At 66.4% G+C, this 23,714-nt stretch carries 23 protein-coding genes; 18 read left to right on the top strand and 5 right to left on the bottom strand.

Annotation, left to right across the window (positions count from 1 at the left end; genetic code table 11):
* Positions 1-78 precede the first annotated feature (78 nt).
* The 7 genes from AU175_RS21615 to AU175_RS04405 all read left to right on the top strand — a co-directional run bounded on the left by AU175_RS21615 (position 79) and on the right by AU175_RS04405 (position 6,104).
* Entirely contained in the window at positions 79-663 is a 585-nt protein-coding gene (locus AU175_RS21615) for a hypothetical protein (protein WP_156642177.1), read from the top strand.
* A gap of 220 nt (positions 664-883) precedes the next feature.
* Positions 884-1,480, top strand: coding sequence for a hypothetical protein (locus AU175_RS04430; protein ID WP_066286166.1), 597 nt, complete (start codon positions 884-886; stop codon positions 1,478-1,480).
* Positions 1,481-1,648: 168 nt separating this feature from the next.
* The gene (locus tag AU175_RS04425; protein WP_066286164.1) at positions 1,649-1,912 is read left to right on the top strand and encodes a WXG100 family type VII secretion target; all 264 of its coding nucleotides are present in this window, start codon (positions 1,649-1,651) and stop codon (positions 1,910-1,912) included.
* Between the two features lie 105 nt (positions 1,913-2,017).
* Positions 2,018-4,282: an NAD-dependent DNA ligase LigA gene (gene ligA, locus AU175_RS04420; protein WP_066286162.1), complete on the top strand. Its 2,265-nt coding sequence runs from the start codon at positions 2,018-2,020 to the stop codon at positions 4,280-4,282.
* On the top strand, positions 4,279-5,097 hold the full coding sequence (locus AU175_RS04415; RefSeq protein ID WP_066286160.1) for an inositol monophosphatase family protein: 819 nt from the start codon (positions 4,279-4,281) through the stop codon (positions 5,095-5,097). Before ligA ends, AU175_RS04415 begins: the two co-directional genes overlap by 4 nt.
* Before the next feature lie 73 nt (positions 5,098-5,170).
* A complete protein-coding gene (locus tag AU175_RS04410; RefSeq protein WP_066286159.1) occupies positions 5,171-5,674 on the top strand; it encodes a GNAT family N-acetyltransferase in 504 nt (167 codons plus the stop codon).
* Between the two features lie 46 nt (positions 5,675-5,720).
* A complete protein-coding gene (locus AU175_RS04405; RefSeq protein ID WP_066286157.1) occupies positions 5,721-6,104 on the top strand; it encodes a RidA family protein in 384 nt (127 codons plus the stop codon).
* A gap of 126 nt (positions 6,105-6,230) precedes the next feature.
* Here the strand turns inward: AU175_RS04405 and AU175_RS04400 are convergent, their stop codons facing one another.
* Positions 6,231-6,893 (bottom strand): response regulator, encoded by a 663-nt coding sequence (locus tag AU175_RS04400; RefSeq protein ID WP_066286155.1) that lies wholly within the window; start codon positions 6,891-6,893, stop codon positions 6,231-6,233.
* A complete protein-coding gene (locus AU175_RS04395; RefSeq protein WP_066286154.1) occupies positions 6,886-8,658 on the bottom strand; it encodes a sensor histidine kinase in 1,773 nt (590 codons plus the stop codon). Before AU175_RS04395 ends, AU175_RS04400 begins: the two co-directional genes overlap by 8 nt.
* Positions 8,659-8,838: 180 nt before the next feature.
* Between AU175_RS04395 and AU175_RS04390 the strand changes: the two genes are divergently transcribed.
* The 5 genes from AU175_RS04390 (at position 8,839) to AU175_RS04370 (ending at position 14,675) form a co-directional block, all read left to right on the top strand.
* Positions 8,839-10,308 (top strand): CitMHS family transporter, encoded by a 1,470-nt coding sequence (locus AU175_RS04390; protein WP_066286153.1) that lies wholly within the window; start codon positions 8,839-8,841, stop codon positions 10,306-10,308.
* A gap of 145 nt (positions 10,309-10,453) precedes the next feature.
* Complete coding sequence (gatC, locus tag AU175_RS04385) at positions 10,454-10,750, top strand: Asp-tRNA(Asn)/Glu-tRNA(Gln) amidotransferase subunit GatC (RefSeq protein WP_066286151.1); 297 nt, start codon at positions 10,454-10,456, stop codon at positions 10,748-10,750.
* A gap of 6 nt (positions 10,751-10,756) precedes the next feature.
* Positions 10,757-12,346 carry an Asp-tRNA(Asn)/Glu-tRNA(Gln) amidotransferase subunit GatA gene (gene gatA, locus AU175_RS04380; RefSeq protein ID WP_066286150.1) on the top strand — a complete coding sequence of 530 codons (1,590 nt, stop codon included), beginning with the start codon at positions 10,757-10,759 and terminating at the stop codon, positions 12,344-12,346.
* Complete coding sequence (gatB, locus tag AU175_RS04375; RefSeq protein WP_066286148.1) at positions 12,346-13,854, top strand: Asp-tRNA(Asn)/Glu-tRNA(Gln) amidotransferase subunit GatB; 1,509 nt, start codon at positions 12,346-12,348, stop codon at positions 13,852-13,854. Before gatA ends, gatB begins: the two co-directional genes overlap by 1 nt.
* Before the next feature lie 209 nt (positions 13,855-14,063).
* Positions 14,064-14,675: a hypothetical protein gene (locus AU175_RS04370; RefSeq protein ID WP_066290531.1), complete on the top strand. Its 612-nt coding sequence runs from the start codon at positions 14,064-14,066 to the stop codon at positions 14,673-14,675.
* Positions 14,676-14,713: 38 nt separating this feature from the next.
* Here AU175_RS04370 and AU175_RS04365 read toward each other — a convergent pair whose 3' ends face one another.
* Positions 14,714-15,640 carry a LysR family transcriptional regulator gene (locus AU175_RS04365; RefSeq protein WP_066286147.1) on the bottom strand — a complete coding sequence of 309 codons (927 nt, stop codon included), beginning with the start codon at positions 15,638-15,640 and terminating at the stop codon, positions 14,714-14,716.
* Positions 15,641-15,775: 135 nt separating this feature from the next.
* Here AU175_RS04365 and tdh point away from each other — a divergent pair, with 135 nt between their 5' ends.
* The 5 genes from tdh (at position 15,776) to AU175_RS04340 (ending at position 21,337) form a co-directional block, all read left to right on the top strand.
* A complete protein-coding gene (tdh, locus tag AU175_RS04360; RefSeq protein ID WP_066286145.1) occupies positions 15,776-16,822 on the top strand; it encodes an L-threonine 3-dehydrogenase in 1,047 nt (348 codons plus the stop codon).
* Between the two features lie 9 nt (positions 16,823-16,831).
* Entirely contained in the window at positions 16,832-18,028 is a 1,197-nt protein-coding gene (locus tag AU175_RS04355; RefSeq protein WP_066286143.1) for a glycine C-acetyltransferase, read from the top strand.
* A gap of 93 nt (positions 18,029-18,121) precedes the next feature.
* Positions 18,122-19,231, top strand: coding sequence for an NAD(P)/FAD-dependent oxidoreductase (locus AU175_RS04350; protein WP_066286141.1), 1,110 nt, complete (start codon positions 18,122-18,124; stop codon positions 19,229-19,231).
* Positions 19,232-19,242: 11 nt separating this feature from the next.
* Positions 19,243-20,454 (top strand): imidazolonepropionase, encoded by a 1,212-nt coding sequence (gene hutI / locus AU175_RS04345; protein ID WP_066286138.1) that lies wholly within the window; start codon positions 19,243-19,245, stop codon positions 20,452-20,454.
* A 94-nt stretch (positions 20,455-20,548) separates the two neighbouring features.
* The gene (locus AU175_RS04340) at positions 20,549-21,337 is read left to right on the top strand and encodes a DeoR/GlpR family DNA-binding transcription regulator (protein WP_066286136.1); all 789 of its coding nucleotides are present in this window, start codon (positions 20,549-20,551) and stop codon (positions 21,335-21,337) included.
* 10 nt (positions 21,338-21,347) lie between these two features.
* On the opposite strand, the gene AU175_RS04335 is transcribed toward AU175_RS04340, so the two are convergent.
* Positions 21,348-22,028, bottom strand: coding sequence for a histidine phosphatase family protein (locus AU175_RS04335; RefSeq protein ID WP_066286134.1), 681 nt, complete (start codon positions 22,026-22,028; stop codon positions 21,348-21,350).
* Positions 22,029-22,101: 73 nt separating this feature from the next.
* Here AU175_RS04335 and AU175_RS04330 point away from each other — a divergent pair, with 73 nt between their 5' ends.
* Positions 22,102-22,878, top strand: a complete 777-nt coding sequence (locus tag AU175_RS04330) for a CPBP family intramembrane glutamic endopeptidase (RefSeq protein ID WP_066286133.1) — start codon at positions 22,102-22,104, stop codon at positions 22,876-22,878.
* Positions 22,879-22,993: 115 nt separating this feature from the next.
* On the opposite strand, the gene AU175_RS04325 is transcribed toward AU175_RS04330, so the two are convergent.
* Positions 22,994-23,632 (bottom strand): VOC family protein, encoded by a 639-nt coding sequence (locus tag AU175_RS04325; protein ID WP_066286132.1) that lies wholly within the window; start codon positions 23,630-23,632, stop codon positions 22,994-22,996.
* Positions 23,633-23,714 lie beyond the last annotated feature (82 nt).

Raw genomic sequence — 23,714 nt, 5'->3', positions numbered from 1 at the left:
ACAGGGAGCAGTCGTAGCAGACTGCCGGGGAAAATAGTTCGGCGCGGAGGGGGCCGCGCGCTGTCGAAAAAGGTATTCATGAAACGATTGCCGTCCGCGCTCCGTGCCCTGCCCGCGACGGCGGCAGCTGCGGTTTTGGCGCTTTCGGCAGGCCTGTGCGCAGTGGCGCCTGCGAACGCTGATACGTCCGAACCAACACCCACCTGCGGACTGATCTGCCTTCCGGGTCAGTACGAACCTGACCCCGACGATCCACGCACTCCTCGCCCGAAACCCACGTCGCAGGAACCCTCCGCCCCGCCGGCCCCGGCACCTCCAGCGCCGCCGTTGCCTGCGGAACCCGCCCCTGCGCCAGCTCCCACCCTTGCCCCGGAGCCTGGTGCAGCCGCCGTCGAGGAGACGCCCGTTGTGGAGATGCCCACTGAAGTGACCACCAGTGCCCCGGGCGCCGTTCCGTCCGCCGCAGCCCCTTCCACGGAATCGAACTGGAACAAACCGATCACCAAGTCAACCAAACAAACCCCAGCCGCCGCCGTCTCCACAGGCGATGGCCCCGGCTTCGGGGACACGGGGTTGCTGACCATTATGTTGGGGGTGCTGCTGGTGGGCCTCGGCGGCCTGGCCTTCGCCTGGTGGGGCCGGAGCCGGACCTCCACCCACTGAGTAAAGGCTACGGGCAGGGCCCGGACAGTGGGTCACATCGTGGGACACGGCAAAGCACGCCAAGGCAGCTCCCGCCGCCTCGTGACCGCTGCCTGGGGCGGGCTTTATACGTGAAGGGCGGTGAATCCTCGGGATTTGCGGCCACTCGGCGTGTTGTAGCAGACTACCGGGAACACTAGTTGCCGCGGAGGGGGTGCCGCGCGCTGTCGAAAAGGTAACCATGCTCCGATTCTCCCCAGTGCTTCGCGCCGTCCCAGCGACTCTTGCGGCTGGCATCGCACTGGCAGTCGGCGTCGGCGGGGTGGGGGCGGCGTACGCGGAATCGCCGACGGCGGGGCCCACCGAAACAGCGTGTGCGTCGTGTCAGCCGGCGACCGGGCCCGAGGTCGACAAGAAGCCGGAGCCCAAGCCCACCCAGACCCAGGAACCGTCGGTCCCGGCTCAGCCGGAAGTTCCCGCGCCGGCGCCGCCGGCCCAACAAGTGCCGGCGGAACCGGAGCCGGAGCCGACCCTCGCGCCCGAACCGGCGCCACCGCCCGCGACCCAACCCAGCGTGACCGTTGAAGAGACAGCCGCGCCGGAGGCCACCACTGCCTCGCCCAGCCCCACGCCGTCAACCGCCGGCCCGTCGGCCGAGTCCAACTGGAACAAGCCCATCAAGAAGTCGGCCAAGCCCACCCACGCGGCGGCCGTCTCTGAGGGCGATGGACCCGGCTTCGACACGGGGCTTCTGCCGATCACGGCCGGCGTGCTGCTCATAGGACTGGGCGGGATCTCCTTCGCCTGGTGGAGCAGGAGCCGCACCTCGGCCCACTAGGGCCTGACGCCCGCCACCTCCGCGAAGGGGAGTGCTGCATGGGCAGCGGTCCCCATCGACAGTGTTTTGGGGCCGGGATAGGTTCTAGGTAATGGATCTTCCGGATCAGCCGGGGGCCGCTGGGGATGCCGACCTTGATCGGATCCAAGACTAAACGAGGAGAAACTGATGGCTATTTGGGGCGCAGATGTAGAGCAGCTCAGGACTCTTGGCACGAAGCTGCAGGCCGGTGCTTCGGAGATCGAGCAGCAGAGGACCAACCTCACCCGCGTGCTGGACAGCACCACCTGGGAAGGCCCGGACGCGCAGAACTTCCGCAGCGAATGGTCAGGCAACCACACATCGGCCCTGAACCAGGTCATCCAGGCGCTCAAGGACGCAGGCCAGAAGGCCACCAAGAACGCCAACGAGCAGGACCAGGCTTCACGCTAGCCACCGCAGCGCTGCCCGCAGCACCGCAGGCCCCGGACACAGCACAGTGTCCGGGGCCTGCGGGAGTTCCGGCCTGATGTCCGTGGCATGAGGCAAGATAGGTCTGTGAGCACAGCATCAGGCCCCGCAGAACAAACCACCACCAGGACTGAGCCCGGGATCACCGATCCGGAGGTGATCCCTTCCGGGTCCGTGCGCGAGGAGTACGAAAACCTTGCAGACCTGGTCAGAAAATACAGGTTTGCGTACTACCAGGAAGACACGCCCCTGGTCTCGGATGCCGAATTTGATGACCTCTTCCGCCGCCTGGAGGAGATCGAAGCCCTGCACCCTGAGCTGGTGTCCAATGACTCGCCCACGCAGGAAGTGGGCGGTGAGGTCTCAGCGGCGTTCGCCGCCGTCGAACACCTGCAGCGTATGTACAGTCTCGAGGACGTTTTTTCCCTTGAAGAGCTGGAGGCCTGGCTCGCCAAGGCCGAAGCGTCCATCGCAAAAATCGGGAACGGCACGGCCGGACCTGCCTGGCTGACCGAACTGAAAATCGATGGCCTGGCCGTCAACCTGCTCTACCGCGACGGGAAACTGGTACGCGCAGCAACCCGCGGTGACGGTTTCACGGGGGAGGACATTACACACAACGTCCTGACCATCAAGGAAATCCCGCAGGAACTCAGCGGAACCGGCTTTCCGGCCGAAATGGAGATCCGCGGTGAAGTTTTCATACCGTCCAAAGCCTTCGCGGAATTCAACGAACAGCTGATCGAGGCGGGCAAGGCTCCGCTGGCCAATCCACGGAATGCCGCAGCCGGCTCTCTCCGACAAAAAGACCCAGCCGAAACCGCCAAGCGTCCCCTGCGGATGTTCGTCCACGGCATCGGCGCCCGCGAGGGCCTGGACGCGCTGAGCCAGTCGGAAACCTACGCCCTCCTGGAGAAATGGGGCCTCCCGGTGAGCCCGTACTTCGAGGTCCTGGGCAACCTGGACGAGGTCCTCGGCTTCATCAGGAAGTACGGTGACCAGCGGCACAAGCTCCTCCACGAAATCGACGGCATTGTGGTCAAGGTGGACAACTTTGCCACCCAGCGGGCGCTGGGATACACCACACGGGTGCCGCGCTGGGCCGTGGCCTACAAATATCCGCCCGAGGAAGTCCACACCAAGCTCCTGGACATCGCCGTCAACGTCGGCCGGACCGGGCGGGTGACACCGTTCGGCATTATGGAGCCGGTCAAGGTGGCCGGCTCCACAGTGGGAATGGCCACCCTTCACAATCAGGACGTTGTGAAATCCAAGGGAGTGAAAATTGGCGACATCGTCGTCCTGCGGAAGGCAGGCGACGTCATTCCCGAAATCGTGGGCCCAGTTGTCGCCCTGCGTGACCAGCAGGATCCGCCGGTCCGCGACTTTGTGATGCCCACCGAATGCCCCTCCTGCGGAACGCCGCTTGCCCCCGGCAAGGAAGGGGACGTTGATATCCGCTGCCCCAACGCACGGTCCTGCCCGGCCCAGCTGCGTGAGCGGGTCTTCCACCTGGCCGGCCGGGGCGGGTTCGACATCGAGGCACTCGGCTGGGAAGCCGCCATCGCACTCACCCAGCCTGCCGAGCCCGAGGTGCCGCCGCTGACCACCGAAGCCGCCCTCTTTGACCTCACTCCGGAGTCCTTGGCGGATGTGCGGATCAGGCGCGAAAAACGTTCCAAGGGCGTGGCTACCGGCGAGTTTGAACTGGTGCCGTATTTCTGGAGCAAAGGCACGGCCAAAACACCCTCAAAGCCCACAGCCACAACCGAGAAGCTGTTCCGGGAGCTAGAAAAAGCCAAGTCCCAGCCGCTGTGGCGGTTGCTCGTTGCGCTCTCCATCCGTCACGTTGGCCCGCGGGCCTCCCGGGCACTCGCGCAGGCGTTCGGCACTATGGACGCTATCCGGCAGGCCTCCGAGGAAGAACTCGCCCATGTAGACGGCGTCGGTCCTACCATCGCCGCTGCGCTCAAGGAATGGTTTGCCGAGGACTGGCACCTCGAAATCATCGACCGCTGGGCCGCTGCCGGCGTCCGGATGGAGGACGAACGTGACGAATCCACGCCCCGCACGCTGGAAGGCCTGACCGTGGTGGTCACCGGGTCCCTGCCGAACTTCAGCCGGGACGAAGCCAAGGAAGCCATCCTCACCCGCGGCGGCAAGGCAGCCGGCTCCGTGTCCAAAAACACCAGCTACGTGGTGGCAGGCGAAAACGCGGGCACCAAGCTTGACAAGGCGGAGCAGCTCGGTATTCCGGTGCTTGGCGAGGACGGGTTCCGCGAACTGCTGGCCAACGGCCCCGCCGCCTCTTCCGCTGCCGAAGCGGGCGAACCGGAACAGGTGCCGGAATGAGCCAGCCCGAACTCACAGCTGAACTGCTGGCGGTTGCCCGGCAGGCCGCCGCGGCAGGTGCCGCTGTCCTGGCTTCCCGGAACGGAGACGCCCTGGGAGCCACCAACAAGGGCGACGCGGGTGACTGGGTCACGGCCTACGACGTCGCGGCCGAGGACGCCGTCCGGCGCGCCATCACCGCTGCCCGGCCGCAGGACACCATCACCGGAGAGGAACACGGCACCACCCTGCCCGAGGCTCCCAGCGGCTACCGCTGGTCCATCGACCCGCTGGACGGAACCACCAACTTCATCCGGAATATCGTCTACTACGCCACCTCGGTGGCGGTGGCCGGTCCCGACGGCGCCTGGCTGGCCGGCGTCGTTCACGCACCGGCACTGGACCGCGTGTACTACGCCTCCCGGGGGAACGGCGCGTGGCTCGAGGCGCGGGGCAGGGTGAGCCGGCTGGAAGGCCCGGTGGCCGGGCGGAAGGGCCAGATCCTCGCCACCGGGTTCAGCTATGATCCAGCCGTCCGCGCGCAACAGGCCGCAGCCCTGGGCGGACTCATGGACGGTTTCGCGGATGTCCGCCGGCTGGGCTCCGCCGCCCTCGATCTGTGCATGGTTGCTGACGGGACCATTGACGCCTTCGGGGAGCGCGGCCTCAATGAACATGATTTCTCCGCCGGTGCGCTGATCGCTGAGGAAGCCGGCTGCTGGGTCCGGCGGCCGCGGCTTGCCAGCCCGCTCAGGGGAGGGCCCAAGGACGGGGACAGGCTGGCGGCATGGACGTGCGCGGCGAGCCTGGAGCTGTCGGGGAAGTTTCCGCTGTGAACTGCGTGATAGTTCAATCACGGAAAGCCCTGATTAACAGTTCCCGGGGGACTGCCGCGACTAGCATTGTCAGGTGCAGCCGCAGATAACCGTCCGTCCCGCCGTCGAGGCCGATTACGACGCCATCGCCCGGATCACCCGGGATTCCTACCTGGCCGCGGGCTACTTCGACAGTCCGGACCACCCGTACATGCGCCAGGTCCAGGAAGTCGCCGAGCGCGCGGCGAAGGCCACCATCTGGGTAGCCGAGCGTGACGGGCAGGTTGTGGGTTCGGTGACGCTGGCGGTGGTTGGGGAGCCATACGCGGACATTGCCCTGGCCGATGAGCTGGAGTTCCGGATGCTGGTGGTGGACCCGGCAGTGCAGCGCAGTGGTGCAGGCAAGGCCATGGTGGAAGCCATCATCGACCATGCACGGTCGCAGGATGGCATCAAGGCGGTGGCGCTCACCACGGGAAAAACGTGGGAAAGCGCCCACGGGTTGTACCGGAAGACCGGGTTCCGGCGGGTCCCGGAGCGTGACTGGTTCATTCCCGGTACCGACATAAAGCTGCTGGTTTACCGGCTGGACGTCTAGCCGCCCTAAAGTGGTGCCGACTCATTTCAGGACTGAAAGGCCCACCATGCGCAAAACATTCGGCACCGGCTCCGTCTGGGAACAGACTCTCGGCTACTCCCGCGCCGTCCAGGTGGACAACACGCTCTACATTTCCGCCACGGCCGCCAGCGGCGAAGACGGCATTGTGGGCGAGGACTTCTACACCCAGACCCAGTACATCCTGCTGAAGCTCGGCACCGTCCTGGCCGACGCCGGCTTCAGCTTCGCCGACGTCGTGCAGTCCAAGCTCTACGTCACGGACATCAGCAAATGGGAAGAGGCGGGCCGCGCGCACGGCGAAGTCTTCGGCGAGATCCGCCCCACTCTCTCCTTGGTGCACGTCCTGCCGTTCCTGGACCCGAAGATGCTCGTGGAGATCGAACTCGTAGCCCAGAAGAGCGCCAGCTAAGTTCCCTCACCACCCCGGCGCGAACGTACACTTGAGGCCCCAAAAAACGATGCTTTTGGGGCCTCAAGTGTACGTTCGCGCTTCATGGGGGGCTTAAGTGTACGTTCGCGCTTTGGTGGGGGTGGGTCAGGCGGTCGGGAGGCCGTAGCGGTGTTCGGGGCGGCCTGTGGTTCCGTAGCGCAGCTGGATGTCGACGGCGCCGTCGTCGGCCAGCGCGGACAGGTACCGTTGCGCCGTGGCCCGGGATACGCCCACCCTGGTGGCCACTTCGGCGGCCGAATACTGCTCGCCGGGGACGAGTGACTCCAGGACGGCGGATTCAGTGGCGGAGCGGGATTTGGCCGACGGCGCTGCCTCGCCTGGAATGAGGGCCCGCTTCGCCCGTTCCACCGCGTCCTGGTCCAGTGCACCTGGCTGGCCCAGAATACGGCGGTACCGGGCATAGGACCGCAGCTGCTGGGACAGGGATTCGGCGGTAAACGGCTTCAGCAGGTAGCCCAGGGCGCCCCGGCGGAACGCCATCCGGAGCGAGGCGGCGTCCGAGGCCGCACTGAGGATCATGGTGTCCACATCCAGTTGCTGCAGCAGGTCCAGCCCGGACCCGTCGGGCAGGTAGACGTCCAGCAGCACCAGGTCGGGGCGCAGGCTGTGGATCGCCTGCAGCGCCAGCGACGCCGAACCCACCGGCGACAGCGCCATAAACCCCGCCGCCGAATCCACGTATGCGGCGTGGAGCTTGGCGACGTGGAAGTCGTCGTCCACAATCAGCACCCTGAAATCCTCAGGCATCGTTGTCCTCTCCAGCTGGATCCTTGGCACCGGCGGTGTCGGTCCGGGCCGTGGTCACACCTACCGCCTTGGTCCCGGGCGTTATTCCGGCCGTGGTGTTCGGCAGGGAAGCCATAAAGACGGCGCCCGGTCCGCCGATGGATCCCGGCTCCAGTACTTTGACGTCCCCGCCGCGGCGTCGGGCCAGCTGCCGCGCCAGGGCGAGCCCCAGCCCCTGGCCGCCGGCCCGGGCGGGAGCGGACGACCCCGGGGCCGCCGTCGTGAATCCTTCCGCGAACACCACTTCGGGGTCCGTTTCGCTGCCCAGCCCGTCGCCGGAGTCGGCGACGACGATGTGCAGGGTGCCGCCGCCGTCGTCGGGTTCATCCAGCACCTCCAGCTCCACCCAGCGGTCCTTGGAAGAGCCGGCGACGGCGGCGTTCACGGCGTTGTCGATCAGGTTGCCGAGCACCGTGGTGACGTCCTGCGGCTCGGTGACCTGGCCGCGGACGAGCGTTTCCGGTCCGATGCGGAGCGTGACTCCGCGCTCGTCGGCCTCGACGCCCTTGGCGCCCACAAACGCCTGAAGGTAGGGGTCCTGGAGCAGCTCGGCCTGGTCCACCGGGAACTTCAGCGGGCCGGTGGCAGCCAGCCGGGCCAGGTAGTCGCGGGCCTGGTGGTGCTGGCCGATGCTCATAAATCCTGCGATGGTGTGCAACTGGTTGGCAAACTCGTGGCGCTGGGCCCGCAGTGCCGTGGACAAGGTCCCCACCGCGTCCAGCTGCCGGGTGAGGTGCTGCAGCTCGGTGCGGTCCCGCAGCATCACCACCCAGCCCAGGTCCTCGCGCCGGTGGAGTGCCTTCCGTGCGCTGGCTACCAGGACGCGCCCGCCCGCGACCAGCTCGATGGCGTCCGCCTCTTCGGCGTCCGGCAGTGTCAAGGATTTCAGCTGGGCCGGGACCGGAGCGTCCGCCCACAGGCTCCCGGCCAGGTCGGGCTGCCCCAGGAGCCGCTGGGCTGCGGGGTTGAACACGCTGATCCTGCCGTCGGCTGATACTCCGATGACGCCGTCGTCCACGCCTTGCAGCACCGCCACCTGGTCATGGACCAGCGTACTGATCTCCTCCGGTTCCAGTCCCAGCGTGAGGCGCTGCAGCCTGCGCCGCAGCAGGAAGGACGCGAACCCGCCTGCCAGCAGTGCACCGGCAGCGGTGAGTGCAACAGGCCCGATGTCCCGTTGCACGCTCTGGCCCACCGTTTCCATGGAGTAGCCAACACTGACTTCGCCTACCACGGTGTCCGTGCCGGGCGCGTACACCGGAACTTTGGCCCCCGCTGACGGGCCGAGCGTCCCTGTGTTGCGGGTGGTCACCTCCTGGCCCGCCAGGGCCTCGGAAGGATCAGTGCTGACCTTCTCGCCGAGGCGCGCCGGGTCCGGATGCGCAAGCCGCAGACCGGTTTCGTCAGTGATCACCACAAAAAGGGCCCCGGTCCGGGTGCGTGCGGCTTCAGCGGCGGCCATCACGGGTCCGGCGGCAAGTTCGGCGGCCGGGGGAGTGCCGGCCTGCTCACTGATGGCCAGCACATCGGCACGGACGGAAGCATCGGAGGCGACAGTCCGGGCCAGCGTCAGGGCCTGGTTTTCGGCTTCGCTGCCGATCCTGTCGTAGGTCAGCCAGGCGTGGACCGCCGCGCTGAGCAGAACCACCAGAAGGACCACCCCGAGCTGCAGGAGAAGTGTCTGGGTGGAGAACCGCAACGGCGGCCGTGGCGCGGAACGTCGCATAATCCTCCTTGATTTCCGGGTTGGCTGGCTGACGGCAAGCCGTGAGCACAATGCGCAAAATGCTCGCAATAAGCAGTATGCCAATCAATTGAGCCAAAGGCACAGCGGTGACGGCCGCCACTATAACGTCTGTAGCACGCGTCACACTGCTGTGTCGCTGTTCACAAGAAGGAGCCGGCCGTGCTGGTATTACTTGGATTCGCCATGATCGCGGTATTCATGGTGCTGATCATGACGAAGAAGTTGACGCCAGTGCTGGCGCTGATCATCGTCCCCACCGTTTTTGGCCTCTTTGCAGGCGCCGGGCTGGGCCTCGGGGACATGGTCCTGGATTCGATGAAGTCCATGACGTCCACCGCGGCCCTGCTGATGTTCGCCATCATCTACTTCGGCCTGATGATCGACGTCGGGCTGTTCGATCCGCTGGTGAAGTTCATCCTGCGCAAGCTGGGCAACGACCCCGCCAAGGTGGTGCTGGGCACCGCCATCCTGGCAGCTGCGGTTTCCCTGGACGGCGACGGCTCCACCACCTTCATCCTCACCACCGCCGCCATGCTGCCCATCTACCTGCGCCTGAAGATGAGCCCGGTGGTCCTGACCTGCGTGGCCGGCCTCGCCAACGGCACCATGAACATCATTCCGTGGGGTGGCCCCACGGCCCGCGCCGCCACGGCCCTCAACCTTGAAGTCAACGACGTTTTTGTTCCCATGATCCCGTCCCTCATCGCCGGCCTCGTGGTGGTCTTCGCGTTCTCCTGGCTGCTGGGCCTGCAGGAACGCAACCGCCTGCGCGCCACCGAGCCGGAAATCTGGAGCGTGCCGTCTACGGCAGAACCTTTTTCTCCGGAAGCGTTCGACGGCGGCACGCCCGGTGGCGGTTCGGGAACCAACCGCACGGGGTCACGTACCCCCGGAACCGGAAGCCCCGCCGTCGGCGGTTCCGTTGCAGTCCTGGAGCGCACGGAGATCCTCGTGGACGAGCACGACTCCGCAATGGCCGACACCGCCCTTGACCCCAACCGCTCCACGCTGCGCCCCAAGCTGATCTGGTTCAACCTTGGCCTGACCATCGCGGTGATGGTGATGCTCGTGGCCGACCTCGTGCCGCTGCCGTTCGTCTTCATGGTCGGCTCCGCCGTCGCGCTGGTCGTCAACTTCCCCAACGTCAAGGAACAGGGCACGCAGCTGATTGCCCATGCGCCGTCCATCGTGGCCGTGGTGAGCATGGTCATGGCCGCCGCGGTCCTCACCGGTGTCCTGACCGGAACCGGCATGGTGGAAGCTATGTCCGCCTGGCTGGTCCAGATCATCCCCACGAGCATGGGCCCCTTCATGGCAGTCATCACAGGTGTCCTCAGCATCCCCATGACCTTCTTCATGAGCAACGACGCCTTCTACTTTGGCGTCCTGCCCGTGCTCAGCGAGACCGCTGCGCACTACGGCATCAGCGCCGCCGAGATGGCCCGCGCCTCCATCACCGGCCAGCCGTTCCACCTGCAGAGCCCGCTGGTTCCGGCCATCCTGCTGCTGGTTTCGCTGGCCAAGGTGGACCTGGGCGACCACCACAAGAAGGTGCTGTGGCGCACAGCCGTCATCTCCCTCGTAATGCTTGGTGTGGGAATGCTGACTGGAGCCATTGGTATCGGTTAGTCTTGTGCTGCCTGTGGCCTGCCCTCGTGGCCGGGACCACGGCACCGACGTGCCCGTCTGACGCCCGCTGGGGGTCGTCAGACGGGCACCGACGTTTCCCCACTAGACTGGTCCGGAAAACAATTCGAACTTGCAGGGGAGATCCATGGCTGCGATCAACCGTGACGACGTCGCGCACCTCGCGCGGCTCGCTCACATCGAGATGAGTGCTGAAGAGCTGGACAGGATGGCGGGCGAACTCGCCGTCATCGTTGAGTCAGTTAAATCCGTGAGTGAAGCCGCCGGCGACGACGTCCCGGCAACCTCCCACCCGATCCCGCTGAGCAACGTGTTCCGCGAGGACGTCGTGGGCCACACCTTCACCGCGGACCAGGCACTTTCGGGGGCTCCGGATTCCGACGAGAACCGCTTCAAGGTCCCGGCAATCCTGGACGAGGCATAAGGCACAATGACTGAAACTAACAGCACCCAGCTCATCCGCCTCTCCGCTGCCCAGCTGGCCGAGAAGCTCGCCGCCCGCGAAATCACCTCCGTCGAGGTTGTGCAGGCGCACCTGGACCGGATCGCAGCGGTCGACGGCGGCGAACGCGGCGTGAACGCGTTCCTGCACGTCAACACGGAGGAAGCGCTCGCCGTCGCCGCCGAGGTTGACGCCATCCGTGCCGCCGGCGGCGCCGCGGCCGAGGAACTCCACGAGCTCGCGGGCGTGCCGATCGCGGTCAAGGACCTCATCGTCACCATTGGCCAGCCCACCACGGCCGGCTCCAAGATCCTTGAGGGCTGGCACAGCCCGTATGACGCCACCGTGGTCAAGCGGCTGCGTGACGCCAAGATGCCCATCCTGGGCAAGACCAACCTGGACGAATTCGCCATGGGCTCCTCGACGGAGCACTCAGCCTACGGCCCCACCAGGAACCCGTGGGACCTGGACCGGATCCCCGGCGGCTCCGGCGGCGGTTCGGCTGCCGCTGTGGCCGCCTTCGAAGCTCCGCTGGCCCTCGGCACGGACACGGGCGGCTCCATCCGCCAGCCCGGCGCCGTCACCGGCACCGTGGGCGTCAAGCCCACCTACGGCAGCGTGTCACGGTATGGTGCCATCGCCATGGCCTCCTCGCTGGACCAGATCGGGCCGGTCACCCGGACAGTTCTGGACTCCGCGCTGCTGCACGAGGTCATCGGCGGGCACGACCCGTTCGACTCCACCTCCCTGCCCGACCCCCTGGAAGACCTCGTTGCAGCCGCGCGGCTGGGCAATGTGGAGGGCATGCGGATTGGCATCATCAAGGAACTCCACGGTGAGGGCTACCAGGCCGGGGTCGAGAACCGCTTCAACGACTCGCTGGAACTGCTCAGGCAGGCAGGCGCGGAAATCGTTGAGGTGTCCTGCCCCAACTTCCAGTACGCCCTCGGCGCGTACTACCTGATCATGCCGTCGGAGGCCTCCTCCAACCTGGCAAAGTTCGACGGCGTCCGTTACGGCCTGCGCGTCCTTCCCGAGGACGGACCCATGACCATCGAACGCGTCATGGGTGCCACGCGCGCCGCCGGCTTCGGCGACGAAGTCAAGCGCCGCATTATCCTTGGGACCTACGCCCTGAGCGCGGGCTACTACGACGCCTACTACGGCTCGGCCCAAAAAGTGCGCACGCTGGTCCAGCGCGACTTCGACGCCGCGTTCACGGTGGCCGACGTCCTGATCTCGCCCACGGCCCCGACCACGGCCTTCAAGCTCGGCGAGAAGCTGGATGACCCCCTGGCGATGTACCTCAACGATGTCGCCACCATCCCCGCCAACCTGGCCGGAGTCCCCGGCCTGTCCCTGCCGGGCGGCCTGGCTGACGAGGACGGCCTGCCCGTTGGCATCCAGCTGCTGGCACCGGCCCGCCAGGATGCCCGCCTCTACCGGGTGGGTGCCGTCCTGGAATCCCTGCTGGAGGTGAAGTGGGGCGGACCGCTCCTGGCCCAGGCCCCGTCGTTGGCCGCCTCCCCGGTGGTCGACCCCGCCGCGATGCTCGTGGATGCCAAGGAGGCAAAATAATGAGCGCAGACGCAACCCTGAGCTTCGAAGAGGCCATGGAGAAGTACGATCCGGTCCTGGGGTTTGAGGTCCACGTGGAGCTCAACACCAAAACCAAGATGTTCTCCTCGGCTCCCAACGTTTTCGGTGATGAGCCGAACACGAACGTCAACGAGGTGGACCTCGGCATGCCGGGCGTCCTGCCGGTGGTGAACAAAACCGCCATCGAGTCCTCGATCAAGATCGGCCTTGCGCTCAACTGCAAGATCGCCGAATCCTGCCGCTTCGCCCGGAAGAACTACTTCTATCCGGATACCCCGAAGAACTTCCAGACGTCCCAGTACGACGAACCCATCGCGTATGACGGCTACCTGGACATCGAACTCTCCGACGGCACGATCTTCCGCGTGGAGATCGAGCGCGCCCACATGGAGGAGGACGCCGGGAAGCTGACCCACATGGGCGGGGCCACCGGCCGGATCCAGGGCGCCGACTTCTCGCTGGTGGACTACAACCGTGCCGGCGTGCCGCTCGTGGAGATCGTCACCAAGCCGATCCAGGGTGCAGGTTCCCGCGCCCCCGAGCTCGCCAAGGCCTACGTGGCTGCGGTCCGGGAGATCGTCAAGAACCTTGGTGTGTCCGACGCGAAGATGGAACGCGGCAACGTCCGCTGCGACGCGAACGTTTCGCTCCGCCCGCACGGCCGCGAACGCTTCGGCATCCGGTCCGAGACCAAGAACGTGAACTCGCTGCGCGCCGTCGAACACGCGGTCCACTACGAGATCCGGCGGCATGCCGCAGTCCTGGACTCCGGCGAGCCGGTAGTGCAGGAAACCCGCCACTGGCACGAGGACACACGCACCACGACGTCCGGCCGTGCCAAGTCCGACGCCGACGACTACCGCTACTTCCCGGAGCCCGACCTGGTACCGGTGGTTCCTTCACGGGAATGGGTCGAGGAACTCCGGGCCACCCTGCCCGAACCGCCCGCTGCCCGCCGGAAACGGCTGCAGGCCGACTGGGGCTACTCGGACCTTGAATTCCGCGACGTGGTCAACGCCGGCGTCATGGACGAGATCCAGGAAACCATCGCCGCGGGCGCCTCGGCCTCCGTGGCCCGCAAATGGTGGATGGGCGAGATCGTGGGCCGGGCCAAGAACGCCGATGTCGATCCCGGCCAGCTGGGCGTCCAGCCTGCCACCATTGTTGAACTCGCCAAGCTGGTGGAGGACGGCAAGATCAACAACAAGATGGCCACCGAGGTCCTGGACGGCGTGCTGGCCGGCGAAGGCACACCTGCGGAGATTGTGGAGAAGCGCGGCCTCGCCGTCGTTTCGGACGATGGCCCCCTGCTGGAGGCCATCGACGCCGCCCTGGCCGCGCAGCCCGACGTCGCGGACAAGATCCGCGGCGGCAAGGTTCAGGCCATCGGGGCCATCGTGGGAGGGGTCATGAAGGCAACGCGCGGGCAGGCCGACGCCGGCCGCGTCCGCGAGCTGATCCTGGCAAAACTTGGAGTTGAAGGCTAGCCGGGGTCGGGCCACCTGATTTAACCCAACTGGGTCGCAGCAGATGTCGTTTTGAACGCTCAGAACGACATCTGCTGCGACCCAGTTTCGTTCTAGGTAGTACTCACACTCCTTTGGCCGCAAAAGTACTCGTGTTCACCGACTGTTCCCGGTCCTACACTGAAGGTCCAGGGCACAGGGGCCCTGCCCGTGCTGTGGGAGGTATGGCCATGTCGGTCCGAAATCCGTTGAAATTCCGTAAGATCGCGCTTGCCGGCGTGGTGGCCGTCGCGCTGACGGGGACAGGAGTCGCCATTGCCTGGTCCGCCGATACGCCCTCGCCCGCCCCCTCCTCGTCTGCCTCCGGCCCAGGGAAATCCGACAAGGCCCAGCGACCGCAGCACCTGCACAGCGAGAGCGTGGTGAAGAAGGCAGACGGGACCTTCGAAACGGAACTGAGCCAGCAGGGCGCGGTGGAGGCCGTCAGCGAAACATCGGTCACCGTGAAAAGCGAGGACGGCTTCACGCAGAGTTTCGCCGTCAGCGCGGAGACCAAAATCATCAAGTTCCCTGCCCCGGCCGCGGACGGTTCAGCCGCAAGGGACGACGACGGCAAGCGGCTGAAGCCCTCAGAGGTCACCATAGCGGAAATCGCCACGGGTGAGTCCGTACGGGTTTCCGGCGTCAAGAGGGGCGACACCGTCACGGCGGAAAAGATCGTCGAGGGTGCGGGAACCGGCCCCGGACTCGGCCTTGGTAAAGGCATGGGCAAAGGACAGGGCAAGGGACTCGGCAAAGAATCAGGCAAGGGCCACGGCCACGGCAAGCCATCCGAAAAGTAGGTAGCAGCAGGAGTCGTTTTGGGGGCCCATAACGACATCTACTGCGACTTAGTTGGGCCCTGTTCCACCAGCCCGGTCATGATCGCCTGCAGTGCCTCGCACACAAGCGTCACCGAACGGCGCTTCAGGTTCTCCGGGCGGGCCAAAATGTCGATGCGCCGCCGCGTGCTGATGCCCTCGAGCGGACGCAGCACAATGTCCGGGTTGAGGACCGGCCGGGCCGTATGGCGTGGCAGCAGGCCCACCACGCCGCCTGCCGCCACGAGCGCGGCAACGGTGGAGTAGTCGTTAATCCGGTGGACGATGTTCAGTTCCTTGCTGGAGACGGCCGCGACGGCGGACAGCACGTCAGCGGGGGAATAGCCGGTGTGGCTCGTCACCCAGGCTTCACCCACGACGTCGGACGCGGCCAGCGTGTCCTGGCCGGCCAGGCGGTGGTCCGCCGGAAGCGCAACGTCGAGAGGTTCGTGGGCCAGGGGAATCACCGCCACCCGGTCCGCCGGCCACCTCGGACTGTGGTCCATCCGGTGCGCGATGACCAGGTCGTAGCGCGCCGTCAGCGCCGGGAAATCCTGCTGGGCAACGTCCTCGTCGGAGAGCTGGACGGTGGGCTGGCCGGGCGCATCCAGCATCCGCGCGAGCGGCGCAAACAGCGCCTGGCCTGCGCTGTGGAATCCGCTGACCGTCACGGGCCCTCCGGGCGAACCGTGATAAGCGCCGATCGCCGAGCGCGCATCCGCCATGGCGCTGACGACGGCGGCGCCGGCGTCGGCGAGCACCTGGCCGGCTTCCGTGAGCACCAGATTCCGGCCCTCCTTCCGCGTCAGCGGGACCTCGACGTTCCGTTGCAGCAGGGACAGTTGCTGGGACACGGCGGAGGGTGTGACCATCAGAGTCTCTGCCACGGCTTTCACGCTGCCCAGCTCCCCAAGCTCACGGAGGATTTCCAGCTGGTGAATTTCCATGCCGTCAGTCTATGCATTAGCACTTGCTACATCGTCGATTGAGAAAATACTGCTTGTGCTAATTCTTTGAAAATGGCTCCATTGAAGGAAGAACTGCCCGCAGCATCCGGGCGATTACCAGGAGTGAGGAAGCCAATGAAGGCCCTTTACAAGTCCGGCGCGCAGGCCGGGTTCGAACTTGTTGACCGTCCGGAGCCCGAGGCCGGCCCCAATGAGGTCAAGATCCGCGTCCTGACTACGGGCATCTGCGGGACTGACCTGCACATCCAGTCCTGGGACTCGTGGGCCCAAGGCATCATCCAGGCGCCGCTGATCGCCGGCCACGAGTTCTATGGCGAGGTGGTGGAAACTGGCGTGGACGTCCGCGACGTCAAGGTGGGGGACCGGGTCTCCGGCGAAGGCCATGTGGTGTGCGGGATCTGCCGGAACTGCCGTGCGGGCCGCCGGCAGATGTGCATCCACACCGTCAGCGTGGGCGTGCAGCGGGACGGGGCCTTCGCCGAGTTTGTGGTCATCCCGGAAACAAACGTCTGGGTCCACCACGATCCCTCGATCACCCCTGAGCTTGGCGCCATTTTTGATCCGTTCGGCAACGCCGTGCACACCGCCCTCAGCTTCCCCCTGGTGGGGGAGGACGTGCTGATCACCGGTGCCGGGCCCATCGGCCTCATGGCCATCGCCGTGGCACGCCACGCCGGGGCACGCAAGATCGCCATCACCGACGTCTCGCAGCCGCGCCTTGACCTGGCCCGGCGGCTCGGCGTGGACCTTGCCATCGACGTCTCCACCACGAGGGTCGAGGATGCCCAGCGTGAACTGGGCATGCGGGAGGGCTTCGACATCGGCATGGAAATGTCAGGCCATCCCACTGCCCTGCCTGAGATGATCGACAACATGAACCACGGCGGCCGGATCGCGATGCTCGGCCTGCCCAGCCAGGACATCACCATCGACTGGGGGAAGGTGGTCACCCACATGCTGACCCTGAAAGGCATCTACGGGCGGGAAATGTACGAGACCTGGTATGCCATGAGCGCCATGCTGTCCTCCAACCCGGTGCTGCACGCCGGCATCACGGCCGTGGTGACGGACCAGCTCCCCGCACGGGAGTGGGAAAAGGGCTTTGACATTGCCCGCGCCGGCGTCGGCGGCAAAGTTGTCCTCGACTGGACTGAACTGTAAAGGAGCACCATGTACACCTCGATCAAAGACCAGTTGCAGGCTGAACTGGATGACATCCGCAGCGCCGGGCTCTTCAAGACCGAACGGAGCATCAACTCACCGCAGTCCAGCCATGTCACGGCGGGAAAGATCGGCCAGCAGGGCGCCAGTGTCCTGAACTTCTGCGCCAACAACTATCTGGGCCTGGCCGATCACCCGGACATCATCGACGCCGCCAAGGCCGCCATGGACACCCGCGGCTTCGGCATGGCCAGCGTCCGCTTCATCTGCGGCACCCAGGACATGCACCTGGAGCTCGAAGCCCGGGTTTCCCGGTTCCTGGGGACCGAGGACACCATCCTGTTCTCCAGCTGCTTTGACGCCAACGGCGGCGTCTTCGAATCCCTCTTCGGGCCGGAGGACGCCATTATCTCCGACGCCCTCAACCACGCCTCCATCATCGACGGCATCCGGCTCTGCAAGGCGCAGCGCTTCCGCTACGCCAACCAGGACATGGCGGACCTGGAGGCCAAGCTCCTGGAGGCGAAAGATGCCCGGCGCAGGATTATTGTGACCGACGGCGTGTTCTCCATGGACGGCTACCTCGCCCCGCTGGAGGCCATCTGCGACCTCGCCGAGAAGCACGACGCCCTGGTCATGGTGGACGATTCCCACGCCGTCGGCTTCATGGGTGCCACCGGGGCCGGAACCCCTGAACACGCCGGCGTCTCCCACCGCGTGGACATCTATACCGGAACGTTCGGCAAGGCGCTGGGCGGTGCCTCCGGCGGTTATGTGTCCGGCCGCAGCGAAGTGGTGGCCATGCTCCGCCAGAAGGCACGCCCGTACCTGTTCTCCAACTCCCTGGCCCCCGCGATCGTCGCCGCGACCATCAAGGCGCTGGACCTGGTGGAGAATTCCGGTGAGCTGCGGGCCCGCCTGTTCGAGAATGCCCGCCTGTTCCGGCGCAGGATGACCGAAGAAGGCTTTGAACTCCTGGACGGCGAACACGCGATCGTCCCCGTCATGTTCGGGGACGCCGTGATGGCCGCCAAAGTGGCGGACCAGATGCTCCGGCACGGCGTCTTCGTGACCGCGTTCAGTTTCCCGGTGGTCCCGCGCGGTGCCGCCAGGATCCGGGTGCAGCTCTCGGCCTCACACACGGCGGACGACGTCGAAGCGTGCGTGGGTGCCTTCGTGGCCAGCCGTGCCGCGGTGGCTGACTGAACCGCGTCGGCTGTCCTGCAGGCTGAACCCCGCCGGAGTTACAGTGCGGCCAATTCCGGCGCGGCCGCACCGCAACTCTGCAAGGATGGAGCCATGGCAGCACATTACGATGTCCTTATTGTCGGCGGCGGCATAGCCGGCCTGTCCCTGGCTTCAGCGCTCGCCGCCAAGTGCAGCGTCGCCCTGGTGGAAGCTGAGCAGGAGCTGGCGTACCACACGTCCTCCCGCTCCGCCCGCCAGCTGATCCCCAGTTACGGCCCCGCCGTCGTGCAGGAGCTCACGGTCCGGACGCTGGAACTGGTGGCCGCACGGGACACTGAGCTGCCCCGGCCTGTCCTGTCGCCGCGCAGCTTTATGCTCGTCGGCACGGAGGAGTCTGTCCGCGCCGAGGCCAGCGGCCAGATGCGCCCTATTCCCGTCGCCGAAGCCCTGGAACTGTGCCCCGCGCTGGTGCCGGACACCTTTTCCGCCGCCGGTCTGGACACCGGTTCCTTCGGCTGCGACGCCCCGCTGCTGCTGGCCGACCACCGGCAGCGGGCAGAAGCCGCCGGCGCGGACATCATCACCGGCGCGCGGGTGCATTCGGCCCAGCGGCTGGGTTCGGGCTGGCAAATCGGCGCCGGGCAGGAGGCGTTCCAGGCCGGCGTTATGGTCAACGCGGCAGGCGCCTGGGCGGACGAACTCGCCGTCATCAGCGGGGTGGAGAAGCTCGGGCTGCAGCCATACCGGCGCACCGCGGCGATTGTCGGCGTCGACCGCCCCCTGCCCGAGCACAGTCCCATGGTGGCCGCAGCGGACAAGACGTTTTACTTCCGCCGCGAAGGCACCGATGTCCTGGTCTCGCCGTCGGAAGCCGTCCCCAGCGGACCGGAGGACGCCCGGCCCCGGCCCGGCGACATCGAGCGCCTGATCGAACGGCTCAACCAGGTGACCACGCTCGGGATCGGGGGAGTCCGCCGTGCCTGGACCGGGCTCCGGACCGAGGCGGCCGACGGCGTCCCCGTGGCAGGGTTCGACGCCGAGGCCCGCGGATTCTACTGGCTCGCCGGACAGGGCGGCTACGGATTCCAGACCTCGGCGGCGATGGCGGAGCTGGCCGCCGCCCAGATCCTGGCCGGGCAGGACGCCGGGTACGGAGACGGCAGTCCGGCATCCCGGACAGCTGAGGCGCTGGCCGCCACCCGCTGGTCCATCCGGCGCTGAAGAATGGTGTCATGAGCACCCTGATCACCAATATTGCCGAGCTGATGACCCAGGACCTGGAACACCGGGTCCTGAAAGACGCCGCCATGGTGATCGAGGGGGAACGGATTGCTTGGCTTGGCCAGGCCGCGTCAGCCCCCGCGGCTGATGACGCCGTGGACGCCGGCGGCCGGGCAGTGCTGCCCGGGTGGGTGGATTCCCATACCCACCTGGTCTTCGCCGGGGACCGCACCGCGGAGTTCGAGGCCCGGATGGCGGGGGAGCAGTATTCGGCCGGCGGGATCGCCGTCACTGTGGATGCCACCCGCCGCACGTCCGATTTCGACCTCACCAGGCTGGCGATGGCCCGCGTCTCCGAGGCTGTATCCCTGGGCACCACGTACCTCGAAACCAAGACCGGGTACGGGTTGGACACCGAGCATGAGGCCCGGAGCGCCCGGATCGCCTCTACGGTGGCCGACGAAGTCACCTACCTTGGCGCCCACCTGGTCCCCGCCGGCCTCGATGCCGACGCCTACACCGACCTCGTCTGCGGGCCCATGCTGGACGCCGTCCGGCCCTACGTCCGGTGGGCGGATGTGTTCTGCGAGAAGGGTGCCTTCACCGCGGAGCAGTCCCGCCGTGTGCTTCAGGCCTGCCGGGACGCCGGCCTGGGCATCCGTGTCCACGGTAACCAGCTGGGCGAGGGCCCCGGCGTGCAGCTCGCTACAGAACTGGGCGCGGCCAGCGTAGACCACGTCAACTACCTCGCCAGCCAGGATGTGGCTGCATTGGCGGACAGCTGGACCGGCTGGGACCCCTCAACCGGCACAGGAGCCCGGGGGACCGTGGCCACCTGCCTTCCGGCGTGCGACCTGTCCACCCGGCAACCGCTGCCCCCGGCGCGCGCGCTGCTGGACGCCGGCGCGCAGGTGGCCCTGGCCTCCAACTGCAACCCCGGTACTTCCTATACCAGTTCCATGGCCTTCTGCGTGGCCACGGCTGTGCTCCAGATGCGGCTCAGCGTCCATGAGGCGGTCCGCGCCGCGACGTACGGCGGTGCCCTGGCGCTGCACCGGGAAACCGGGAACGACGCCGACGGCGAACGGGCGGTGGGTTCCCTCGCCGTCGGCCACCGGGCCGACGTGCACATGCTCAACGCGCCATCCGCCACCCACCTCGCCTACCGCCCGGGCATGCCACTGACGTACGCTGTGTGGCGGGCGGGTGTCCCGGCGCGCTGACCTTCAGTCGAATTTGACGTTTAGTGATCGTTCCAGGTCTGTTATAATCACAAAACGTCATAATTTGATGACTGTTTGACGCTGAAAGGCCCCCATGACCCGTACCGACCGCCTGACGGCCATCCTGGACATCCTCGCGAAAACCGGCCAGGTGGAGGTGGAGGAGATCGTCTCCGAGCTCGGAGTTTCCCCCGCCACGGCCCGCCGGGACCTTGACAGCCTGGCCAAGCGCCGGCTGCTGACCCGGACCCGGGGCGGCGCCACCACCGGCGCTCTCGCCTACGACCTGCCGGGCCGGTACAACCGCGACGACCACGCCGAAGCCAAGGAAGAGATCGCGCAGGCCGCTTCGGCACTCATCCGCCCCGGGGCCGTGATCGGCCTTTGCGGCGGCACCACCAGCACCGCCCTGGCGCAGATCCTGGCAACCCGCGAGGACCTCAACGCCCCCTCCAACCAGCCCACCCTCACCGTGGTCACCAACGCGATCAACATTGCCTCGCAGCTGGCCGTGCGGCCCAACATCAAGGTCATGGTGACCGGCGGCATCCTGAATCCACGCTCCTACGAGCTCGTGGGGCCCTACACGGACATCATCATGCAGAAGGTGGTCCTGGACATCGCCTTTATCGGCGTCAACGGCATCGACCCGGTAGTCGGCCCCACCAATACCGGTGAAGGCGAGGCGTCGGTGAACGCCCTGCTCGCCAGCCGGGCGCGCGTGTCCTACGTGCTGGCGGATTCCTCCAAGGTGGGTGTCCGGGCCTTCGCCACCATGGACGGCTACGATTTCAGCCGCCTCATCACCGACGCCGGGATTTCAGCGGCGGACAAGGCCGCGTTTGAGGCCAACGGCACCGAAGTGATCGTGGCCCCGCACTAGGACCCGCCGGTCAGAACACCATGGGCGGGGCGTCCAGTACTGTCTCGTCCACTCGGCGGTCCACCCATTGGCTGAAGGGAATGTCCAGTTCATACTTGTCCTCGTCGGTGCGCACCAGCGTCCGAACGTCGGCATTGTCCGGGTTGTTGAGGGACTCGAAGTATTCCACGGACCAGTGGAACCACCGCATGCAAAAGAGCCGCATCGTCAGCCCATGGGTCACCAGCAGAGTGTTCGGTGCGTAGTCGGCTTTGGACCAGTGCCGGTAGAGGGTTTCCATGAAGGAGGAGATCCGGTCGTAGACGTCGGAGCCGGACTCGCCCTCGCGGAAGCGGTAGAAGAAGTGGCCGTAGGCGTTGCGGAGTTCCTTCTGGTCCTCGATGTCCCCGCTGAGCTGGAAGTTGGCCCAGTCCTGTTCACGGAGCCGAGGCTCTTCGATCACCCGTTCCGTGAGGCTGCCAAGGTTGAGCGCTTCCAGCGTCTGGTGAGCCCGCAGGTACGGCGACACGTAGACGCAGACCTGGCGGCCGTCCAGCTCCCGGCGGATCCTCTCGCCCGCGGCGGTGGCCTGTTCCACGCCCAGGGGAGTCAGCGGGATGCGGTAGTCCGGCACGCGGTTGTAGATGGAAGTGTCGGCGTTGGCTGCGGACTGGCCGTGCCGGATCATGATGATTTTCCCTGGCGCGCTCATAAGCCCCAAGCATAAGTCCCGCGCGGGAAGGCCAAATCAGGAAAGAACCAGAAACTGCAGGCAAGATGGGAACATGCTGGTTCCCTCCCGCCGTCGGTTGCGGCTCGAAGTATGGATTGTCCTGGGCCTGTCCCTGGGGCAGTCCGCCGTTTACTCAGTGGTGCAGCTGCTGGACAAGATGACGCGGGCACCGCTGGCCGAAGGCACCTCCACGCTTAACCGTTCGCAGAGCAGCCGGGAATACTTCGACCTCACCTACCAGCTGCTGGACATCATCTTTGCGCTGGTTCCGGTGGTGCTGGTCATCTACTTCCTCACCGACCACCGGCAGGCCACGCCCGGCGCGCCGCACGGCGGCTCCGCGTTCCGCAAGCTCGGCTTCGACTTCGCCCGGCCTGGCCGGGACCTGCTGCAAGGTGTGGGCCTCGCTGCCCTGATCGGCGTTCCGTCGCTGGGCCTCTACGCTGCGGGCAGGGCCCTGGGAATCACCACCGCCATCATTCCCAGTGCGCTCGATGCCTACTGGTGGACCGTTCCTGTCCTGATCCTGTCCGCCCTTCGGCATGCCGTGGTGGAGGAAGTGATCGTGGTGGGGTATCTCCTGAACCGCTTCGGCGCGTTCGGCTGGAGCATGCCGCTGGCGATTTTTGCCAGCGCCATGCTGCGCGGCAGCTACCACCTTTATCAGGGATTCGGCCCGTTCATCGGCAACGCCGTGATGGGGGTGGTCTTCGCGTGGCTGTACACGAAGACCGGGCGCGTGATGCCGCTGGTGGTTGCCCATGCCCTGCTGGACATCGTGGCGTTCGTCGGGTTCAGCCTCTTCGGCAAGGCCGTGGGGCTGGGTTAAGGGGATTCGGCCGCCATCGGTGGGTGACGACGTTGGCACCCGCTGATGGCGGCCGAAGTTTGTTGCCCGGGCATCGCTGCCGGGCGGACCGTGACGGCCCGGTGGAACAGGGCAATCAGATGGTGACGGCTCCGGAAGCGGTTTCGAAGGTGACGGACAGGATGCCGGGGGTTCCGTGTGGAGCCACCCAGTCAACGGCCACGTCCTCGAGCGGCTTTTCCACCGGTTCGCCCAGCCATTCGGTCACCCGCGCAGCCGAACCAGCGATGGTCAGGCAGGACATCTTGACGTTGCTGTCGTAGGCGTTGGACGGGTGGAGGGCGGGGTCGCCTTCCCATTTGAGCATGTACGGGACCTGCGGGTCCGCGATCAGGCCCAGGATGCCGATCTGCTTCCAGACCAGTTCGCGGCCGTCCGGGAACTTGCGGTTGCCGTTGACGGCGGACCGGCCCAGGCGTTCTTCGAACGGGGCAAGGTCGTCAACTTCGACGCACCAGCCCATCCAGCCGCCGCCGGCCGCGGACCGTGCACGGACGGCCTGTCCGAACGGTGCCTTGTCCGATGCCGGGTGGTCAAGCACCTCGACGACTTCAAGATACTTGTGCCCGGCGAGCGGGATAATCATGTTCCGGGTTCCGAAACGGGGGTGCACTCCACCCTTCACGGCTTCGACGCCGAGGGCGGATGAAATACGTTCGGTGGTGGCAGCCAGGCCATCTTGTTCACAGGCGTAAGAGACGTGATCCATGCGCATGCCATCATCTTGGCACTTTGTGATCCGGCTCTCAGCTAAGGCTTGCCTTACTAATTCGAGTAGGGTGCGATCCGTTGTCATC

This window comes from Arthrobacter sp. B6, from assembly GCF_001663775.1.
In the GTDB taxonomy this organism is placed as follows: domain Bacteria; phylum Actinomycetota; class Actinomycetes; order Actinomycetales; family Micrococcaceae; genus Arthrobacter.
The sequence above is the reverse complement of the archived record's forward strand: the minus strand, read 5'-3'. Positions and strand labels throughout refer to the sequence as shown.

Coding starts and splice junctions, on each gene's coding strand:
- AU175_RS21615 (WP_156642177.1), top strand. CDS start 79: ATGAAACGATTGCCGTCCGCGCTCCGTGCCCTGCCCGCGACGGCGGCA.
- AU175_RS04430 (WP_066286166.1), top strand. CDS start 884: ATGCTCCGATTCTCCCCAGTGCTTCGCGCCGTCCCAGCGACTCTTGCG.
- AU175_RS04425 (WP_066286164.1), top strand. CDS start 1,649: ATGGCTATTTGGGGCGCAGATGTAGAGCAGCTCAGGACTCTTGGCACG.
- AU175_RS04415 (WP_066286160.1), top strand. CDS start 4,279: ATGAGCCAGCCCGAACTCACAGCTGAACTGCTGGCGGTTGCCCGGCAG.
- AU175_RS04405 (WP_066286157.1), top strand. CDS start 5,721: ATGCGCAAAACATTCGGCACCGGCTCCGTCTGGGAACAGACTCTCGGC.
- AU175_RS04400 (WP_066286155.1), bottom strand. CDS start 6,893: ATGCCTGAGGATTTCAGGGTGCTGATTGTGGACGACGACTTCCACGTC.
- AU175_RS04395 (WP_066286154.1), bottom strand. CDS start 8,658: ATGCGACGTTCCGCGCCACGGCCGCCGTTGCGGTTCTCCACCCAGACA.
- gatC (WP_066286151.1), top strand. CDS start 10,454: ATGGCTGCGATCAACCGTGACGACGTCGCGCACCTCGCGCGGCTCGCT.
- gatA (WP_066286150.1), top strand. CDS start 10,757: ATGACTGAAACTAACAGCACCCAGCTCATCCGCCTCTCCGCTGCCCAG.
- gatB (WP_066286148.1), top strand. CDS start 12,346: ATGAGCGCAGACGCAACCCTGAGCTTCGAAGAGGCCATGGAGAAGTAC.
- AU175_RS04370 (WP_066290531.1), top strand. CDS start 14,064: ATGTCGGTCCGAAATCCGTTGAAATTCCGTAAGATCGCGCTTGCCGGC.
- AU175_RS04365 (WP_066286147.1), bottom strand. CDS start 15,640: ATGGAAATTCACCAGCTGGAAATCCTCCGTGAGCTTGGGGAGCTGGGC.
- tdh (WP_066286145.1), top strand. CDS start 15,776: ATGAAGGCCCTTTACAAGTCCGGCGCGCAGGCCGGGTTCGAACTTGTT.
- AU175_RS04355 (WP_066286143.1), top strand. CDS start 16,832: ATGTACACCTCGATCAAAGACCAGTTGCAGGCTGAACTGGATGACATC.
- AU175_RS04350 (WP_066286141.1), top strand. CDS start 18,122: ATGGCAGCACATTACGATGTCCTTATTGTCGGCGGCGGCATAGCCGGC.
- hutI (WP_066286138.1), top strand. CDS start 19,243: ATGAGCACCCTGATCACCAATATTGCCGAGCTGATGACCCAGGACCTG.
- AU175_RS04340 (WP_066286136.1), top strand. CDS start 20,549: ATGACCCGTACCGACCGCCTGACGGCCATCCTGGACATCCTCGCGAAA.
- AU175_RS04335 (WP_066286134.1), bottom strand. CDS start 22,028: ATGAGCGCGCCAGGGAAAATCATCATGATCCGGCACGGCCAGTCCGCA.
- AU175_RS04330 (WP_066286133.1), top strand. CDS start 22,102: ATGCTGGTTCCCTCCCGCCGTCGGTTGCGGCTCGAAGTATGGATTGTC.
- AU175_RS04325 (WP_066286132.1), bottom strand. CDS start 23,632: ATGCGCATGGATCACGTCTCTTACGCCTGTGAACAAGATGGCCTGGCT.